The organism is Caballeronia sp. A2-2, assembly GCF_057612605.2.
The window spans coordinates 625,591-643,884 of record NZ_CM172587.1 but is presented as its reverse complement, the minus strand read 5'-3'; the positions used below and the strand labels follow the sequence as shown (position 1 = coordinate 643,884).

Sequence of the window (18,294 nt, the reverse complement as noted above, 5' to 3'; positions counted from 1 at the left end):
TCACACGATGTCGTCGTCCGGCACCCAGTCGATGTCGCCGCACAGCACGCAGCGCTTGCCGCCCGAGCGCGTTTCCACCGACAAGGTGACGCACGGCATCGCCTCGTTGATCGACAGATACGGCTTGGTCACCTGCACGCGTTCCGGGTCGGCCAACGCCGCGCGGAAATACGGACGGCGCAGCCAGTTCGCGCCTTGTGCATCGACGAGTGGCAGGAATTGCGCTTCGTGCGAGGCGCGATCCGCGCGCAGCACGACGTTGCGGCCTGCCTGCCTGCCGCTGGCATCGAGCAGGAAACAGCGTGCGGCGTTATCGAGCGCCAGGAAGTTCCAGCACACTTCTTCGAGCGGTTCGCCTGCCGCGAGCCGTTCCGCCGCGCGTTCGAATGCGCGGATGTACGGCTGAAGGCGCGTCGTCACGCGGCGCTCGCGCGCTTCGGTTTGCGAACGATAACGCTCCGTCAGTTCGCCGATGATCGTCTGCGCCAACGCGCCATCCGCCGGTCCCGGATGCGGCCGCGCGAAGAAAAATCCCTGCACGAAGTCCGCGCCGCTCGCCAGCGCCAGTTGCGCTTCGTGTTCGGTTTCAACGCCTTCGATCAGCACCAGCTTGCCCGCCTCGTGCAGCAGCGCCACGATGCCTTGCAACACCGCTTCCATGTTGCGCCGCTGCTTGAGCGAGCGCGGCGACAGCGGCGCGTGAACGTTCTGTCCGGCGTGCGCGAGCATCACCCGGTCGAGCTTGACGATATCCGGATCGAGCTGCCAGATCCGTTCGATGTTCGTATGCCCCGCGCCGAAATCGTCCAGCGCGATGAGAAAGCCCTGATCGCGGAACTGCTGCACCGCGAGCGCGAGCCGTTCGACATCCTCGGCGCTTTGCTCCATCACTTCGAGCACCACGCGGCGCGGCTCGATATGCAGGCGCTTGAGATTCGCCATCAACGCGGCGGCGTGATACGGCTCGGTCAGCGCGCCCGGATGCACATTCAGGAACAGCCATTCGGTCTGCGCGCCGAGCATCTTGAAGTTTTCCAGATGCAGCGCCTGCGCCAGCCGGTCGATCAGCAAGGCTTCGCCGACGCGCGTGGCCTGCCCGAACACGTCGAGCGGCGACACCGGGCGGTCGAGCGCATCGTGCGCGCGCAGCAGCCCTTCGTAGCCCACCGCGCGCATGTGCGACAGGCTGAACACCGGCTGAAACACGCTCGAAAGCGTCCATTCGCCGTGTTCGACGGAATAACGGTCGAGGCCGGACATCACGCCCAGTTCGAAACTGCGTGTGGTGACCGTCGCCTTCTCAGGGTTTGCGATCACCATGTCGACACCTCACCGCTTTGCTGCCCGAGCCTCGCGCCAGACTCGCTCGATACCGTTTTCATAGAACTGCCCTCGTTGATCTCTCGCCGGAAGTCTCGCGTCCCGGACGTTCTTCCCGTGCGGATCTCCTTTAAGCAAGCTCCATGCGCGGGCTGCAAGGTGTTTTGTCGTCGATTTGCGGATGCGATGCACCGAGCGCAAGCGGTATACCGTGCACACGCACTATTTCAGTGCAAAAGCCCCGTGATGCCCATTTCATGCGTACGGGATAAACTGCCGTCCAATCGAACAACAACGAAACAATGCTAGACGCCTGGTGCGCCTGCCGCCATCGCGCGTCGTGCAGTAGCGCACACATGGAAATCGTCTTCACCGTTCTCATTCTTCTGACGACCGTCGCGGCATCGGGACTCGCGTTGAGCCTGTTGCCGGTCAAGCTGCCGTTGCCGCTCGTGCAGATCGCCATTGGCGCGTGTCTGGCGTGGCCGGGTTTTCGGCTGCATGTCACCTTCGATCCCGAGTTGTTCATGCTGCTGTTCATTCCGCCGTTGCTGTTCGCGGATGGCTGGCGTATTCCGAAGCGCGAGTTGTACATGCAGCGGCGCGCGATTCTCATGCTGGCGCTGGGACTCGTGTTTCTGACCGTCGGCGCGCTCGGCTACTTTCTTCACGCGATGATTCCGTCGATGCCGCTGCCCGTCGCGTTCGCGCTCGCGGCGGTGCTCTCGCCGACGGATGCCGTCGCGCTGACGGGCATCGCCGGGCGCAATCGCATTCCGCCGAACCTCATGCACGTGCTCGAAGGCGAAGCGTTGATGAACGATGCGTCGGGTCTCGTTGCGTTGAAATTTGCCATCGCGGCGGCGCTGACCGGCGTGTTTTCTTTGCGCGATGCGACCATCAGCTTCTTCATCATCGCGGCGGGCGGGCTGGCGATCGGCGCGGCGATCAGTTGGGCCGTGACCGAGATTCCCACGCGCTTCCTCAAGTTTTCCGAGGACGATGATCCGGCGGCCGGCGTCATCCTCACGATTCTGATTCCGTTCGCGGCGTATGTCGTCGCGGAGCGCGCGGGGTGCTCGGGCATTCTCGCGGCGGTGTCGGCGGGCATGATGATGAACATTCAAAGCCTGCGGGATTCCATTCCCAGCGCCGTGCGCGTTCGCATGACCAGCACGTGGACGATGATCGAATTCGTCTTCAACGGGATGGTGTTTCTGCTGCTCGGGCTGCAGTTTCCGCACATCATCGGGCAGGCTTTGTTCGAGGCGCATCGGGATGGGAATGCGCGGGTGGGGTTGCTGATTGGATACGTGGCGGCGACGGTGGTCGCGTTGTATGCGCTGCGGTTCGTGTGGGTTTATTGCCTGCGATGGTTCGCGAGCCGTAGCGCGGCCAAGCATGGTTTGGAGAGCGCCGCGCCCGGCTTTCATACGCTTGCGATGACGACGATTGCCGGCGTTCGCGGTGCGGTGACGTTGGCCGGTGTGCTTTCATTGCCCGTGGCGCTGGACGATGGCACCGCGCTTCAGGGGCGTGATCTCGCTATTTTCATTGCTTCTGCGGTGATTCTGGCTTCGTTGCTGATTGCCGTGATCGGGTTGCCGATTTTGTTGCGCGGCACGGAACGGGTGAAGAATCCGCATGCGGCGGAGGAACGCATGGCGCGGCGGCGGGCGGCGCAAGCCGCGATTCGCGCGATCGACGATACGCAGGAGTTGCTCGTCGAGCAAATGGATGAGGCCTCCGCTGCGCGATGCGCGGATTCCACCGCAAGGGTGATGGGGATTTATCGGCGGCGGTTGGAGTCGCTTGGGGAGGAGGAAGCGCCTCGGGTCGCTGCTCGTAAAGGGGAACTGATCGAGACGCGGTTGAAGATGGCGGCGCTTCGGGCTGAGCGGGCGGAGTTGCTTCGGTTGCGCTCGGCGCAGGCGATTAATGACGAGACTTTGAATAAGTTGATGCGGGAGTTGGATCTTTCGGAGACGGCGATTGTTAATCGGAAGAGGGGGATTTCGGGGTGAGGTTTTTTTGGGGCGTTGTTTGTCGTGCAAGGGGCTTCTTGTTGTGTTGTTTATTCAGTAGCCGCCTCCCCGGCGGGGGGGTAACTTTCTTTGCTGCTGCAAAGAAAGTCACCAAAGAAAGCAGCTTTTTACACCAGGCACGATGGCTGGAGAGGGTGGTCTGGATTAACGATGCGGTGGCCGCGATAGGACTTTTCTCGGTTGGTTTAGCGTAAGGGCAACCTGGCGATTTCAGATTCGAATTGTTTGGACTTAGTGGTCCGCAGTCATTCTTTCGGCCATGCGCTGCGCGCGCCGAGAACGTAAGAACGGAATCCCGCAGCGTGCACGCGCCCAGCCTTTGCATACGGCATCGCACCCGCGCCATTGGGCCCTACGTTGGTTAGGGCTCCGACTAAACATCCAGGGCGTAGGTGGTGGTGCTTCGTCCGCTTCAGTCGAAAGAGTTGGGGCTACGCGGCCGCCCTTAAACCAAGTCGCGGGTAGTCGCATTCTCGGTCTTATTCCTTCACGTCAATTCTCATAGAGTCAAACTCAACCGCTATCTCGGCACCCACCGTCGAATAGAGATAGACCGTGTGCATTCCTCTTCGCCTGCCATGCGCCGACTTGGCGAGAAGGCTTTGAGCCTGCTGAAACGCAGGGGCGTCTGGCTCGATCATCTCTATCGAATTAACGATATTCAGCACGCCGCCGTTTTCTATCCCAAGTCGGCTAACACCGCTAAATTTCAGCGTCGCCGCGCGTTCGTCATTGAAGAATCCAAGAATGAGTGTGTCAGGGACTCTTGGATTAGTGCTGCCTCGAATAATGATCGTTTCCAGATACCAGTCGTGGAAATGACCCAATCCGGAAAGCATGTCAGAGATGTTTTTCATAGGTTGCCTCATCGCGGAAAGATGGATACCGGCCAGCCGTGGTCACGCTCTAGTTGCCGATGTAAGCCAATAGAACTTCGGCTTGTGTTGCCGTGTGCTTTCGCCAGAAGCGCTAACCAAGGTAGGGCCGAATAGCAGTCTTGCGGGGAAGTGTGAGGTGGCTGGGCGCTTATAGGCTGCGGGATTCCGTTCTTAAGCTCTCGGCGCGCGCAGCGCATGGCCGAAAGAATGAATGCGGACCACTTAGGCAAAAGAATTCGAGCGCGCAATCGCGAGGTTGCCTAAGGCTAAGCTGAACAAGTCGCCGAATTTTCGCCGTGTCGGCGATGTGTCGGTGTTCAGGTCATGAAGCCGACGGTCGCCCCTTGATTTTTGGCCCTTGCAGGCATTGCACACGGGCGCTTTGCCCGCCATTCGCCCATTACGGGCGCACCTATGCCATCAATCGCCTGCGCGACAGGTACACGTTGGCAAGCGCCAATGCGACGAAGGCCCGGTTCGCATTCTTCGCCAACCCGCGATAGCGCACCTTCGTGAACCCCCACAGTCGTTTGACCACCGCGAAGACATGCTCCACGCGTGCGCGTATCCTCGACTTGTTGCGGTTCTTGCTGCGTTGAACCTCATCGACTTCACCCGCGCGGCGGGTGCGCTGATTTGTGAAGTCGCGTGCCTTCGGCGCTTTGCTGTGGATCAGCGCCTTCTGGCTGGCGTATGCGCTGTCGCCGTAGACCCGCCGCTCCTGGCCGTGCAGCAATTGCGGCAGCGGATGCTTGTCGTGCACGTTGGCCGGCGTGAGCACTGCGCTGTGCGCCAGGCCGCTCCGGCTGTCCACGCCGATGTGCAGCTTCGCGCCGAAGTACCATTGCTTGCCTTTGCGCGTCTGGTGCATTTCAGGGTCGCGCGACTTCTGCCCGTTCTTCGTCGAACTCGGTGCACCGATGATCGTGGCATCCACAATCGTGCCGCTCTTGAGTTTCATGCCGCTTGCCTGAAGCACCCGGCCGACTTCGGCAAACAGCTTCTCGCCCAGTTTGTGGGTCTCAAGAAGACGGCGAAATTTGAGCAGCGTGGTGGCGTCCGGTACCGCCTCGCAGCCCAGATCAATTCCTGCAAACCGACGCAGGCTGGCGCTATCGTAAAGCGCCTCTTCACACGCGAAATCGGCCAGGTTGAACCAGTGCTGGAGGAAATGGATGCGCAGCATGCGCTCCAGGCCAATCGGCGGGCGGCCATTGCCGCGCTTCGGGTAATACGGCTCGACCACCGCACACAACTCTGCCCACGGCGTAATTGCATTCATCGTATCGAGAAATTCATCGCGCCGCGTCCGTTTGCGGTGCGTCTCGAAGCCCGCACCTTCATCACTTGCCATCGCCAGCGTCTGCTGCTTCATCCTGTTCCGCCTTCCTTATTCACTCCAATCTATAACGCCCGGAGTAGCCATGTGGTGGACTTGATCAGCTTTGCCCTAAGCGTCCTGTTGTGCGTGGCAAGTCCTATTGCGGCCACTGCATCGCTTAATCCAGACCAACCCTCTCCAGCCATCGTGCATGGGGTAAAAAGCTGCTTTCTTTGGTGACTTTCTTTGCAGCAGCAAAGAAAGTTACCCCCCCGCCGGGGAGGCGGCTACTGCAATAAAGACACAACCACCAGCAGCCCCTTGCCCGAAAGAAAAGCCAAAACCCTCAAACCACCCCACTCCCCCTCCTCCTAAGCACCGCATAAAGAATAATCGCCCCAAACGTAGCCGTCCCGATTCCACCAAGCGCGAACCCACCGAGCTTCAAAGTAAAATCCCCGGTCCCCAGCACCAGCGTAACCGCCGCCACAATAAGATTCCGGTTATCCGAAAAATCCACCTTATTGACGACCCAAATCCGCGCGCCGGTAACCGCGATCAACCCAAACACAACAATCGAAACCCCGCCCAAAACCGGCCCCGGAATAGTTTGAATAACCGCTCCGAACTTAGGCGAAAAGCCCAAAACCAAAGCAAACAACGCAGCCACAACAAACACCAGCGTCGAATAAATCTTTGTCACCGCCATCACGCCAATATTTTCGGCGTACGTAGTAACGCCCGTGCCACCGGCGAAACCGGACAAAACCGTAGCCAACCCATCCCCGATGAATGCCCGCCCGATATAAGGATCAAGACTGCGCCCGGTCATCGCGCCAACGGCTTTGATATGGCCAAGATTCTCCGCGACAAGAATGATCGCCACCGGCGCAAGCAAGGTCATCGCGGAAGCCTGAAACACCGGCGCAGTGAAATGCGGCAACCCGAACCAAGCCGCATTCGCGACGATCGCGAAATCGATCGGCTTACCCATCCCCATGCCATTGGTCAACACCGCATAGATGAGATAAGCAATCGCCAGCCCGATAAGAATCAAAAGCCGCTGCGCCATGCCACGCGCGAACACCGCCACCGCGCCCACCGACAAAACGGTAACGAGCGCCATCCACGAATCGAAGTTGCTGCCCATCACGCCCTTGACGGCAATCGGCGCGAGATTGAGCCCGATCACGCAGACAATCGCGCCCGTCACCACCGGCGGCATCAACGCTTCGATCCACCGCGTCCCCACCGCCGCGACGATCAGCCCGATCACGACATAAGCCACCCCGCACGCGATGATTCCCCCCAGCGCCACCGGAATGTTCATGTTCGGCCCGTGCCCGCCATACCCCGTCACGGCGATCACCAAGCCGATGAACGCAAAACTCGACCCGAGATAACTCGGCACGCGCCCGCCGACGAGCACGAAAAACAGCAGCGTCCCGACGCCCGACATGAAGATGCAGAGATTGGGATCGAAGCCCATGAGCAGCGGCGCAAGCACCGTGGAGCCGAACATCGCGACGACGTGCTGCACGCCCATCGCGATCATCTGCGGCCAGGGCAAACGCTCGTCGGGCGCGACGACGCGACCTTCGGCAGCATCGGGCTGAACGGGCCAGCGCGGGAAATAGGAATCGGACATGAGCGGCTCTCCTTCTCGGCGGCGGCGCGCCGTCGACTGTCCGTGCGGCGCGCTCGAATTGAAATCAGGCGCGAGTGTACGAAGCAGGATGCAGGGTGGCAAGAAGCGTTTTTTGCGCCGCTCTTGCCGGTTTTCCCTTGATTTTTCGCTCGAATGTGCGTGGTTCGCCGCGCTCGCTTTTATCGCGCCAGCTCGAACACCGCGACCGCGCCTTTCAACTGCTCGGCCTGATCCGCCATCGCGCCCGCCGCCGCTGCCGCCTGTTCGACCAGCGCCGCGTTCTGCTGCGTGACCTGATCCATCTGCGCGACCGCGCGATTCACCTGTTCGATGCCCGTGCTCTGCTCATGCGACGCCGACGAAATCTGCGCCATGATGTCCGTCACGCGCTGCACGGCTTGCGTGACTTCGAGCATGGTCGTGCCCGCGCGTTCGGCCAGCGCCGCGCCACTGCCCACGCGCGCCGTCGATGCCTCGATCAGTTCCTTGATCTCTTTCGCCGATGCCGCGCTGCGTTGCGCCAGCGCCCGCACTTCGCCCGCCACGACCGCGAAGCCGCGTCCGTCCTCGCCCGCGCGCGCAGCCTCGACGGCCGCGTTCAACGCGAGAATGTTGGTCTGGAACGCAATGCCCTCGATCACCGCGATGATGTCCGTCATGCGCCGCGAATCGGCGCTCAACTGGCGCATGTTGTCGACCACTTCGCCCACGAGGTTGCTGCCGCGCGCGGACACGTCGGACGCGCCTTGCGCGAGGCCGCTCGCTTCATCGGCGTGACTGGCGTTCTGTCGCACGGTCGCGGTCAGTTGCTCCATGCTCGATGCCGTTTCCTCAAGCGACGCCGCCTGCTCCTCCGTGCGCTGCGACAGATCCGTATTTCCCTGCGCGATTTCGCGCGATGCCGTGAGAATCGAATCGCTCGACTGACGAATCCCGCCGACGATGCCCGCCAGCTTCTCGCTCATGTTGCCGAGACTCGCCAGCATGCTGGTGTCGTCGCCGGGACGCGTCTGCACGAGCGTCGTCAGATCGCCATGCGCGATTCGGTCGGCAATGCGCGCCGCGTAATCCGGCTCGCCGCCGAGTTGCGCCGACAGCCGCCGCGCGATCACCCACGCGAGCAGCGCGCCCGCCGCCATCGCGCCAAGCACGAGGATCAGCATGACCATGCGCATCGTTTTGTATTCGTCTTCCGCGTGATTGCGCGCCGCCGTGGCCCGCTCGCGTTTGAATTCTGCGAGGCGCTCGAGCACGCCGCGCGCGTCTTCGCTCGCCGCGATCGCGCGCGCGACCAGCCCCATCTGATCGATGTCGATCGGCATGGGCTTCGTGCCCATCTGCATCTGCACGATGTCTTCCCACGCGCCGACCGCCTTCACCGAGCGGTCGTAAAGCGTCAGCCCTTCCGGCGTGATGATGGTCGGGCGCAACTGATCCAGCGCGCGATGCATGCTCGCCAGCGAGGCGCGCATGTCGTCCTTGAGCTTCGCCTTGCCCGCGCCATCGGCGAAGGTGAGGTTGGCGGCGGCCAAGTCCGTGTTGAGCTTGTTCTTGTTGACTTCCTCGACCCAATACACGCCATCCAGATGACGATCGCCGATTTCTTCGATCAGGCCATCCATTCTGGCAAGCGACATCACGCCCGTGGCGCCCACGGCCGCGGTAATCACGATCACTACCGCGAAGGACAGCAAGAGCTTGCCGAGGACGGACAGGCGGTCAAACCATTTCATTCAAGTCTCCTTGATCGACCGGGGCGCGCGTCGCGGCAAGCGCGCCTCATTCGGTCTCACGCCCTGCGAACGGCGTCCGCAGCCAGCGTCCGGCGCGAACGGGAGATCCGCGCCAGGATGCCTTTACGGCGCGTGGCGCGTCTTTCTTGAACGAGCATGGAGAACATAACGAAACGGGGATGCCGGATTGGGTTGCCGGATTTAGTTGCCAAAAGGCAGGCACCTAAGAGAGTTCCTAATATTAGGATTTCTCGTATGTAAGGGCGCGATCCGGCGAATTATTCTGTCTACGTGCGTATCCCCATGTATATGCACGAAGTCGTTGCAACTCTCCGATTACCGCCCTCGTTCCCCCGGCTTGGGCGGTTCTTTTTTTGTGCGGCGAGTTTTACTGTCTCACCGGCTTCTTCGCCAGCTTCCGCTGCAAGGTGCGGCGGTGCATGTTGAGCGCGCGCGCCGTCGCCGAGATATTGCCGTTGTTCTCCGCCAACGCACGCTGAATGTGCTCCCATTCGAGCCGCGCCACGGACAAAAGCGCGGGGTGCTCGATCGCCTCTTCCGCAGTCTGTTCGCTCGCTTCGGCCTGAAGCGCGGCGAGAATCGACTCCACGTTCGCGGGCTTGGCCAGATAGTTGTCCGCGCCGTCCTTCACCGCTTGCACGGCCGTGGCAATGCTCGCGTAGCCCGTCAGCACGAGAATGCGCGCATCCGGCTGAAGATCGCGCAGCGGTGCGACGAGCCGCAGTCCCGAATCATGTCCCAGGTGTAAATCCACCGTGATCTGGCCGAACTTGTGCTGATTGGCGAGCTTGAGGGCTTCGTCCGCGTCGTGCGCTTGCTGCGGTGTAAAGCCGCGTCGCGCGAGTCCGCGCGAGAGGACGCCCGCGAACACCTCGTCGTCATCGATGATCAAAAAGTTCATGTCGCTCATACGCTCGTTCTCCTTTCCTTTTTTTCCGATTCCCTGAATATTCACGCCGCGTCGCTGCGTTCCGTGTTCCGCGATTCGTCTACGACCGGCGCGCGATTCGGCAGACGCAAAATCGCGCGCGTGCCGTGCGGCTCGCAATCCGCCAGTTCGATGTTGCCGCCCAGCCGCGCCGCCGCCACGAACGCGAGATACAGCCCGACGCCATGCCCGCCCTGCGTGCTGTCCACCGGCCCCGCGCCCAGCGATGCGCGCAACGCCACCGGAATGCCCGGCCCGCGATCCCGCACGTCGAAACGCAGACGGTTAGTCGCTTCCGTGGTTTCCGTGGAGACATCGAGCGTGACCGAATCGCTGCTGGCGCGCGCGGCGTTGTCGAGCAGGATCGTCAGGATCTGGCCGACGGCGACCGGATCGTCGATCGACACGCCTTCGGGCGTCGCGCTTGCCTGTTCGAAGCGCACCTGCGGATGCCGCAAGCGCCATTGTTCGATGAAACTTTCCAGCCATTCGTCGAGCGGCTGGCTCGTGGACGGCCCGCTCGCGCGGCTGCGCAGACGCGCCAGCGCGGTCGTGCACAGCGCCATTTGCTGTTCGAGCAGATCGAAATCCGCCGCGTAGGGCGCGAGGTTGCGGTCGTGCGCGGCGGCATCGCGCAATTCCTCGCTCAACATGGCGATGGTCGAAAGCGGCGTGCCCATTTCATGCGCGACGGTCGCCGCCTGCACGCCGAGCGCCACCGCGCGTTCGTCGCGCATGTGGCGTTGCTGGGCGTCGGCGAGCGCGGCATCGCGCACGCGCAGGGCACGCGACATCCGCGCGACGAACCAGCCGATCAAGCCCACGCTGACCATGAAGTTGACCCACAGGCCGGTGCGGAAATAGTCGAACAGATTCGCCGGATTCTCGATGTTCAGCGGCACGTAGTTATAACTAAGCAGCGCGTAACAGCCGACGGCGAAGGCAGCCAGGCACGCCATCATGGTCCACGGCAGGACAGCGGCGGCGATCGCCAGCGACGGCAAATAAAGCGTGACGAACGGATTGGTCGCGCCGCCCGACAGAAACAGCAGCGCGGACAGCGCGCCCAGATCGACCCACATCTGTCCGAACAGTTCGACGTTGGTCTCCGGCCGCGCCCGCGCCACGCGCACGAACGTCAGCCCGTTGAAGACCATTTCCAGCGCGATGACGAGCAGCATGGCCGGCAGCGGCAGCCGCGCGCCGTAGAAAATCTGCACGACGGCAATGGTCGATAGCTGGCCGATGATCGCCAGCGACCGAAGCCAGAAGAGATGACCGAGATTGACCCGGCCGTTGTTGGTTATGCGATGCATCGTGGCGAGCGCGCCTGGTCGGTTGATGCGACATTATCCCGCGCGACCCGCCCCGGGAACCGCCGATGGCGCGATTTGTCGCACCTCACGAAACCCTGCTATTTTTGCTGCTTTGCACTGCCGATTTCTGATTCAAGGCACGCGGGACATAAGCAATGCACGCCGGGACGCAGCCGCTCGACCGGCAACGCAGGCAACGATGCGCACCAGCAAGCGGCATCCCCCGCGAGCGCGCCGCAGCGGAAAGCCGTGCCGCAGCGTTCGCACGTTTGCGGGACCACGGGTTGCGGTGCGCGATGTGTCGAATGCGCGTTCATCATTTTGTCATCGGTTCGCGCGTCATGATCGCATGCAAAATTCGCGATGCAGCCCGACAGGATCACGCGTCAAAACGCCCTGTTGCGCCGCGTCAGTTGTGTACAATTCGGCGTGTTCCAACGCCCCTCGCCTCAATGCCGCCATGTCCGAGCTTCCCGACCTTACCCAGATCGCGCCAACCCTGAAAGCTGAAATACTGGCCGAGGCGTTGCCCTATATTCGTCAGTATCACGGCAAGACGGTCGTGATCAAGTACGGCGGCAACGCCATGACGGAGGAACGTCTGAAGCAAGGCTTCGCGCGCGATGTCATTCTGCTCAAACTGGTCGGCATCAATCCGGTGATCGTGCACGGCGGCGGCCCGCAGATCGATCAGGCGCTCAAGAAGATCGGCAAACAAGGCACGTTCATTCAGGGCATGCGCGTCACCGACGAAGAAACCATGGAAGTCGTCGAGTGGGTGCTGGGCGGCGAAGTGCAGCAGGATATCGTCACGCTCATCAATCATTTCGGCGGTCAGGCCGTGGGTCTCACCGGCAAGGACGGCGGTCTCATCCACGCCCGCAAGCTGATGATGCCGGACCGCGACAATCCCGGCGGTTTCATCGATATCGGTCAGGTGGGCGAGGTCGAGTCGATCAACCCGGCGGTCGTGAAGGCCTTGCAGGATGACGCGTTCATTCCGGTTATTTCGCCGATTGGTTTCGGCGAGGACGGCCTCTCCTACAACATCAACGCAGACTTGGTCGCGGGCAAGCTGGCCGTCGTGCTGAACGCGGAAAAGCTCGTCATGATGACGAACATTCCCGGCGTGATGGACAAGGAAGGCAATCTGCTGACCGACCTCTCCGCGCGCGAAATCGACGCGCTGTTCGCGGATGGCACCATCTCCGGCGGCATGCTTCCGAAGATTTCCTCCGCGCTCGATGCCGCCAAGAGCGGCGTGCGCTCGGTGCATATCATCGACGGACGAATCGAGCATTCGGTGCTGCTGGAAATTCTCACCGAACAGCCGTTCGGCACGATGATCCGCTCGCATTGAGCTTCGGTTCCCGCATTTCCTTCGCTGCAACGCCCGCCTCGCGCGGGCGTTTCTTTTGACGCCACGCGCACGCCATGAATTCGTCCCGTCCGTCCCGCCGCCGTCCCGTGAAAGCACGCGTGCCCGTCTGGCTCTTCGATCTCGACAACACGCTGCACCACGCATCGCACGCGGTGTTTCCGGCGATCAACAAGGCGATGACGCAATACATCATGGATCGGCTGGACGTCGATATGGACGAAGCGAACCGCCTGCGCACCGGCTACACCGTGCGTTACGGCGCGACGCTGACCGGGCTGGTGAAGCATCACGGCATCGATGCCGCCGACTTCCTGCATGTCGTGCACACGTTCGCCGATCTGCCCTCGATGCTGCGCGCCGAACGCGGCCTGTCGCGCATGCTGCGCGCGTTGCCGGGACGCAAGATCGTGATCACCAACGGGCCGACGCTGTACGCGCGCGCCGTGCTGGCGGAACTGGGCATCGGCAAGTTATTCGAGCGCGTGATCGCCATCGAGGATATGCGCGCGGGCAAACACTGGCGCGCCAAGCCCGATGCCGCGATGCTGCGCCACGCCATGCGCCGCGCGCACGTTCGCCTAAGAGACTCAATCCTCGTCGAAGACACGCGCGGGCATCTGAAAAGTTATCGGCGGCTGGGTATTCGCACGGTGTGGATCGTCGGGCATTTGCCGGCGGCGCGCACGTCGAGCGGCGGCGTGTCGGCACGCAAGCCGGGCGCGGGACGGCCGCATTACGTCGATCGCACCGTGCGCTCGCTACGCGCGCTGACGCTCGGCGGTGCCTTGAAAAAGCGCTAGATGCGATAAAGACGCCGCGCGAGCACATCCGCCAGATCGCTGCGCGTATCGACGACGAGATGCACGTAGATGGTTTCATCGTCCAGCTTGTAGATGATGCGGTTCGTCCCGCTCACCACTTCGTAGTAACCCGTCATGCGGAAATCGGCCAGTTCGGGCGGCGTCGAGCCGCGGCGCGGCGCGCTCTCGATTTCAGCGATCGCTTCCGCGATCTTGTCGCGCGTGGCGACCCACGCCGTGCGGCCGAAATGATTGAGCACATAGCGCCGATACTCCTGCAAGTCGTCGCGCACGGGGTCCAGAAAGACGGTCTTCACCGCTTGCCCTCCTCCTTGTCCATGCGATCGATCTCCGAGAACATCTCGCTCGCCTCGATGCAATGCCCCGCCTCGATGTACTTTTGCCCCATCGCCAGAATCTTGAGCAGTGCGAGCGTCTGTTGCAGGTTTTCGAAGGACTGCACGTCCTGCACGACGACCTTCGCCTCGCCGTTCTGCGTGATGAGCATGGGCTCGCGACTCTCCACGATATTGCGGATTATCTCGGCGGCGCGGCTTTTCAGATGGCTCAACGGCCTGACACGGCTCGGTTTCATTGTCTTTTCACGGCACGATGTGAAAGAAATATAGACAACGATGCGCACCGCATCCAGCACAGGGTTTCGCGGCGTTATTACGTTTTCCGCTATACTTCGCAGCTAACGAGAAACGGTTGTGGCAATCGCCATCTGCTGAATCTCGTTGATGAAGCGCGCCGATTTGCTGACTCGATTGCGGGCGCGCGAGCCTTCAGGTTTCGCGGAAGGTTCACTACAAATGCGGCTAAAGAGGTCGTCAGCCGCGCATCTTCCTCTTTTCCGCGCTTGGCCGGCACCGTTTAGCCGCTCGTTTCAGGGCGGAATGAATGGAATCGATCGGCATCGTCACTCCTCAAACGCTGCGCTTCACCGAGCCGCTTGCCATGCAGAATGGCTCGACGCTCGGCGGCTATGAACTCGTCGTCGAAACATACGGTGAGCTGAATGCCGCGCGCTCGAACGCCGTGCTCGTGTGTCACGCGCTCAACGCGTCGCATCATGTCGCGGGCGTGTATGCGGACAATCCCAAGGACGTCGGCTGGTGGGACAACCTCGTCGGTCCCGGCAAGCCGCTCGACACCAATCGCTTCTTCGTGATCGGCGTGAACAATCTCGGCTCGTGTTTCGGCTCGACCGGCCCGATGAGCCTCGATCCCGCGAGCGGCCAACCCTTCGGCGCGCGCTTTCCGGTGGTCACGGTGGAAGACTGGGTGCATGCGCAGGCGCGCGTGGCGGACCGCTTCGGCATCGAACGGTTCGCGGCGGTCATGGGCGGCAGTCTCGGCGGCATGCAGGCGCTGGCGTGGAGCATCATGTATCCCGAGCGGTTGGGGCATTGCATCGTGATTGCGTCGACGCCTAAGCTCTCGGCGCAGAACATCGCGTTCAATGAAACCGCGCGTTCGGCCATCCTCTCCGATCCCGATTTTCACGGCGGCGATTACTACGCGCACAACGTGAAGCCGCGTCGCGGTTTGCGCGTGGCACGCATGATCGGCCACATCACGTATCTGTCGGATGACGACATGGCCGTGAAATTCGGCCGCGCGCTGCGTCGTGCCGAAGGCGCGCTGGATGCCTACAACTTCAACTTCGATGTCGAATTCGAAGTGGAGTCCTACTTGCGCTATCAGGCCGACAAGTTCGCCGAATACTTCGACGCCAACACGTACCTGCTTATCACGCGCGCGCTCGATTACTTCGATCCCGCGAAAGCGTTCGAAGGCGATCTGCGCCGCGCGCTCGCCAACACCACGGCGAAGTATCTGATCGCGAGCTTCACGACCGACTGGCGTTTCGCGCCCGCGCGCTCGCGCGAGATCGTGAAGGCGCTGCTCGACAACAAGCGCACTGTGAGTTACGCGGAGATCGACGCGCCGCACGGCCACGACGCCTTCCTGCTCGACGATGCGCGCTATCACAACCTGCTGCGCGCGTATTACGAACGTATTGCCACGGAGGTGGGCGCATGAACCAGCACACGCTCGATTCGCTTTCGCTGCGCGAGGACTTTCGCGCCATCGCGCGCTGGGTGGAACCGCGCTCCAACGTGCTCGATCTCGGCTGCGGCGATGGATCGCTGCTGTCGCTGCTCGTCGAGGAGTTGGAGGTGAACGGCTACGGCATCGAAATCAACGATGCGGGCGTGCTCGCGTGCGCGCAGAAAGGCGTGAACGTGATCCAGCTCAATCTCGAAGACGGCCTGCGTCAGTTCGAGGACGACAGCTTCGATATCGCCATTCTTTCGCAGACGCTGCAAACCATTCACCAGACCGCCGCGATCCTGCGCGAGACGGTGCGAGTGGGGCGCGAGAGCATCGTGTCGTTTCCGAATTTCGGGTATTGGCCGCATCGGCTGTCGGTGCTTCAGGGGCATATGCCGGTATCGAAATCGCTGCCGTTTCAATGGCATAACACGCCGAACGTGCGCGTGCTGACCATCAAGGATTTCGAGGCGCTCGCGCCGGAAGTGGGCATCGAAATTCTCGACCGCGTGGTGCTGCACGGCGGGCAGACGGTGCGTTGGGGCGCGAACTGGCGTGGTAGTCTTGCGGTCTATCGCGTCAAGCGCCGGTAAGCGATGCCGGTGCGCTCACGCATCGACCTGACCTGCCACAACGCCACGACATGCCCGATACGCCACACGAGGCGCCTGCACTTTCCGCTCACGAAGAACATCCCGGCTGGCGCGCGTTTCTGAACAAGCGCATTCTCATCTGCATCTTTCTCGGCTTCACGTCGGGACTGCCGCTGTTCACGCTGTACAGTCTTTTGCAGGCGTGGCTCACGACCGCGCACGTCAATGTGAAGGAGATCGGCCTGTTCGCGCTGATCGGCCTTCCCTATACGTGGAAGTTTCTCTGGTCGCCGCTGATGGACCGCTATATCCCGCGTCTGCCGGGTTGGCGGCCGGGGCGCAGGCGTGGCTGGATGTTCGTCACGCAGATATTGGTCGCGCTCGGCATTGCATCGTTCGGATGGTTTTCGCCTGCGCAGGAACTCTGGAAGGTGGCCGCGCTTGCCACGCTCGTGGCGTTTCTCGGCGCGAGTCAGGATATCGTCATCGATGCGTACCGCCGCGAATTGCTGCACGACACGGAGCAAGGGTTGGGCAACGCGGTGCACGTCAACGCGTACAAGGTCGCGGGTCTCGTGCCCGGTTCGCTCTCGCTGATCCTCGCAACATTCTTGCCGTGGAAGACGGTGTTCATCATCACGGCGGCGTTCATGCTGCCGGGCATTATCCTGACGCTCGTCATCAAAGAGCCGGCGATTCACGGCGCGCCGCCGCGCAATCTGCGCGATGCGGTCATCGAACCGTTCCATGAATTCATCACGCGCGATGGCTGGCACACGGCGCTGCTCGTGCTCGGCTTCATCTTCTTCTACAAGCTCGGCGACACGATGGCGACGGCGCTCGCCACCACGTTCTTTATCAAAATCGGCTTCACGCTCGCGCAGATCGGCGTGATCGCGAAGGCGGTCGCGTTCTGGGCGAGCCTCGCGGGCGGCTTGCTGGGTGGCATTGCGCTGGTGAAGATCGGCATCGCGCGCGGGTTGTGGATTTTCGGCTTCTTGCAGATCATCGCGACGCTTGGGTTTGCGTGGCTCGCGAAGATCGGGCCATCGCCGGTTGCGCTTGCCGTGCTCTACGGCTTCGAAACGTTTGCGACCGGTTTGACGCTCGCCACCTTCACCGCGTATATCGCCAGCACGACCGACCCGCGCTACACCGCGACCCAGTTCGCGCTTTTCACAAGCCTCGCTGCCGTGCCGCGCACGTTGGCTGCTGCGGGCAGCGGGTTCATCGTCGCCAAGACCGGCTGGTTTCCGTACTTCCTCGTGTGCGTCGCGCTGTCGATTCCGGGCATGTTACTGTTGCCGAAAATCGCGCCTTGGAGAACTCAACGATGACGGGGACTTTTCTGTCTCGCGCCTGCTGGCTGGCGTTGGCATGGGCCGCGCTCGCGCCCGTGTCCGCGCATGCGCAGGACGAGCAGAAAGCGCCACCGCCTTACACCGCGCCGAACAATCAGATTCGCTTCGGCAACTCCGCGTTATTCCGCAATCTGATTCCGCCCGAGACGCTCGAAGCGCAGGCGGCCGGCGAATATGCGCAGATCATTCACGAAGCGCAACGTAACAAGCGGCTTTTGCCCGACGACAATCCGCTCGTCAAGCGTGTGCGGGATATCGTCAATCACGAGATTCCGTTTGCGCTCAAGTGGAACGACCGCGCGAAGAACTGGAAGTGGGAGATCAACGTCGTCCGGTCGCCGGAAGTGCGGATGTATTGTTTGCCGGGCGGGAAGATCGTCGTGTATAGCGGGCTGATCGACAAGCTGCATCTGAACGACAACGAGATCGGCATGATGGTCGGGCATGAGATCGCGCATGCGCTGCGTGAGCATGCGCGCGAGCGGCTTGGGCGGCAGCAGGCGGCGCAGTTGACCACGGGCAGCATGCCGCAGTTGTTCGGCTTCGCGGATTTGCAATCGGAGCCGCTGGGCATCGGCGATCAATTGCTTGCCATGCGCTATTCGCCCGACGATGAAACCGAAGCCGATGTGATCGGCAGCGAGATCGCCTCGCGCGCGGGTTACGATCCGCGCGCGGCCATCACGTTGTGGAACAAGATCGATGCGAATACGCGGCGTTCTGACAACGGCTTTATCTGGATGCATCCGTATGGATCGGCGCGCCGGCAAGATCTGCTCAAGCGCATGCCGGACATGATGCCGCTGTATGCGAAGGCGGTGGGGAAGACGATTGAGCAGTTGCCGAATTATGGGGGGTTGGGGAGGTTTAAGAAGAGTGGGCGCTGAG

Annotated in this window: 17 protein-coding genes; 7 read left to right on the top strand and 10 right to left on the bottom strand. The window is 61.9% G+C overall.

The window, feature by feature from the left end:
* The gene (locus tag ACZCWR_RS03050; RefSeq protein WP_487302259.1) at positions 1 to 1,320 is read right to left on the bottom strand and encodes a sensor domain-containing phosphodiesterase; all 1,320 of its coding nucleotides are present in this window, start codon (positions 1,318 to 1,320) and stop codon (positions 1 to 3) included.
* Positions 1,321 to 1,676: 356 nt separating this feature from the next.
* Between ACZCWR_RS03050 and ACZCWR_RS03045 the strand changes: the two genes are divergently transcribed.
* A complete protein-coding gene (locus tag ACZCWR_RS03045) occupies positions 1,677 to 3,344 on the top strand; it encodes a Na+/H+ antiporter (RefSeq protein ID WP_487302258.1) in 1,668 nt (555 codons plus the stop codon).
* A gap of 500 nt (positions 3,345 to 3,844) precedes the next feature.
* Here ACZCWR_RS03045 and ACZCWR_RS03040 read toward each other — a convergent pair whose 3' ends face one another.
* The 7 genes from ACZCWR_RS03040 to ACZCWR_RS03010 form a co-directional block, all read right to left on the bottom strand.
* Positions 3,845 to 4,222: a hypothetical protein gene (locus ACZCWR_RS03040; RefSeq protein WP_487302257.1), complete on the bottom strand. Its 378-nt coding sequence runs from the start codon at positions 4,220 to 4,222 to the stop codon at positions 3,845 to 3,847.
* A gap of 433 nt (positions 4,223 to 4,655) precedes the next feature.
* The gene (locus ACZCWR_RS03035; RefSeq protein WP_487300625.1) at positions 4,656 to 5,618 is read right to left on the bottom strand and encodes an IS5 family transposase; all 963 of its coding nucleotides are present in this window, start codon (positions 5,616 to 5,618) and stop codon (positions 4,656 to 4,658) included.
* Between the two features lie 292 nt (positions 5,619 to 5,910).
* Complete coding sequence (locus ACZCWR_RS03030; protein WP_487302256.1) at positions 5,911 to 7,212, bottom strand: solute carrier family 23 protein; 1,302 nt, start codon at positions 7,210 to 7,212, stop codon at positions 5,911 to 5,913.
* Positions 7,213 to 7,391: 179 nt separating this feature from the next.
* The gene (locus ACZCWR_RS03025; protein ID WP_487302255.1) at positions 7,392 to 8,945 is read right to left on the bottom strand and encodes a methyl-accepting chemotaxis protein; all 1,554 of its coding nucleotides are present in this window, start codon (positions 8,943 to 8,945) and stop codon (positions 7,392 to 7,394) included.
* A 388-nt stretch (positions 8,946 to 9,333) separates the two neighbouring features.
* Complete coding sequence (locus ACZCWR_RS03020) at positions 9,334 to 9,876, bottom strand: response regulator transcription factor (protein ID WP_487302254.1); 543 nt, start codon at positions 9,874 to 9,876, stop codon at positions 9,334 to 9,336.
* Between the two features lie 41 nt (positions 9,877 to 9,917).
* A complete protein-coding gene (locus ACZCWR_RS03015) occupies positions 9,918 to 11,210 on the bottom strand; it encodes an ATP-binding protein (protein ID WP_487302253.1) in 1,293 nt (430 codons plus the stop codon).
* A 98-nt stretch (positions 11,211 to 11,308) separates the two neighbouring features.
* On the bottom strand, positions 11,309 to 11,527 hold the full coding sequence (locus ACZCWR_RS03010; protein ID WP_487303224.1) for a cysteine-rich CWC family protein: 219 nt from the start codon (positions 11,525 to 11,527) through the stop codon (positions 11,309 to 11,311).
* Positions 11,528 to 11,670: 143 nt separating this feature from the next.
* Here ACZCWR_RS03010 and argB point away from each other — a divergent pair, with 143 nt between their 5' ends.
* Together argB and ACZCWR_RS03000 are read left to right on the top strand one after the other, a co-directional pair.
* Complete coding sequence (gene argB / locus ACZCWR_RS03005; RefSeq protein WP_487302252.1) at positions 11,671 to 12,570, top strand: acetylglutamate kinase; 900 nt, start codon at positions 11,671 to 11,673, stop codon at positions 12,568 to 12,570.
* 74 nt (positions 12,571 to 12,644) lie between these two features.
* Entirely contained in the window at positions 12,645 to 13,391 is a 747-nt protein-coding gene (locus tag ACZCWR_RS03000; protein ID WP_487302251.1) for a pyrimidine 5'-nucleotidase, read from the top strand.
* On the opposite strand, the gene ACZCWR_RS02995 is transcribed toward ACZCWR_RS03000, so the two are convergent.
* Positions 13,388 to 13,708 (bottom strand): type II toxin-antitoxin system RelE/ParE family toxin, encoded by a 321-nt coding sequence (locus ACZCWR_RS02995; protein WP_487302250.1) that lies wholly within the window; start codon positions 13,706 to 13,708, stop codon positions 13,388 to 13,390. The genes ACZCWR_RS03000 and ACZCWR_RS02995 overlap by 4 nt on opposite strands.
* Positions 13,705 to 13,986, bottom strand: a complete 282-nt coding sequence (locus tag ACZCWR_RS02990; protein WP_487302249.1) for a type II toxin-antitoxin system Phd/YefM family antitoxin — start codon at positions 13,984 to 13,986, stop codon at positions 13,705 to 13,707. Before ACZCWR_RS02990 ends, ACZCWR_RS02995 begins: the two co-directional genes overlap by 4 nt.
* Before the next feature lie 308 nt (positions 13,987 to 14,294).
* Between ACZCWR_RS02990 and metX the strand changes: the two genes are divergently transcribed.
* From metX to ACZCWR_RS02970, 4 genes are read left to right on the top strand one after another with little or no spacing between them, the layout of a single operon-like run.
* Complete coding sequence (gene metX, locus ACZCWR_RS02985) at positions 14,295 to 15,440, top strand: homoserine O-succinyltransferase MetX (RefSeq protein ID WP_487302248.1); 1,146 nt, start codon at positions 14,295 to 14,297, stop codon at positions 15,438 to 15,440.
* The gene (metW, locus tag ACZCWR_RS02980) at positions 15,437 to 16,045 is read left to right on the top strand and encodes a methionine biosynthesis protein MetW (protein WP_487302247.1); all 609 of its coding nucleotides are present in this window, start codon (positions 15,437 to 15,439) and stop codon (positions 16,043 to 16,045) included. Before metX ends, metW begins: the two co-directional genes overlap by 4 nt.
* A gap of 50 nt (positions 16,046 to 16,095) precedes the next feature.
* The gene (locus ACZCWR_RS02975) at positions 16,096 to 17,382 is read left to right on the top strand and encodes an AmpG family muropeptide MFS transporter (protein WP_487302246.1); all 1,287 of its coding nucleotides are present in this window, start codon (positions 16,096 to 16,098) and stop codon (positions 17,380 to 17,382) included.
* The gene (locus ACZCWR_RS02970) at positions 17,379 to 18,293 is read left to right on the top strand and encodes a M48 family metallopeptidase (protein WP_487302245.1); all 915 of its coding nucleotides are present in this window, start codon (positions 17,379 to 17,381) and stop codon (positions 18,291 to 18,293) included. The genes ACZCWR_RS02975 and ACZCWR_RS02970 overlap by 4 nt, the downstream gene beginning before the upstream one ends.
* Position 18,294: the final 1 nt, after the last annotated feature.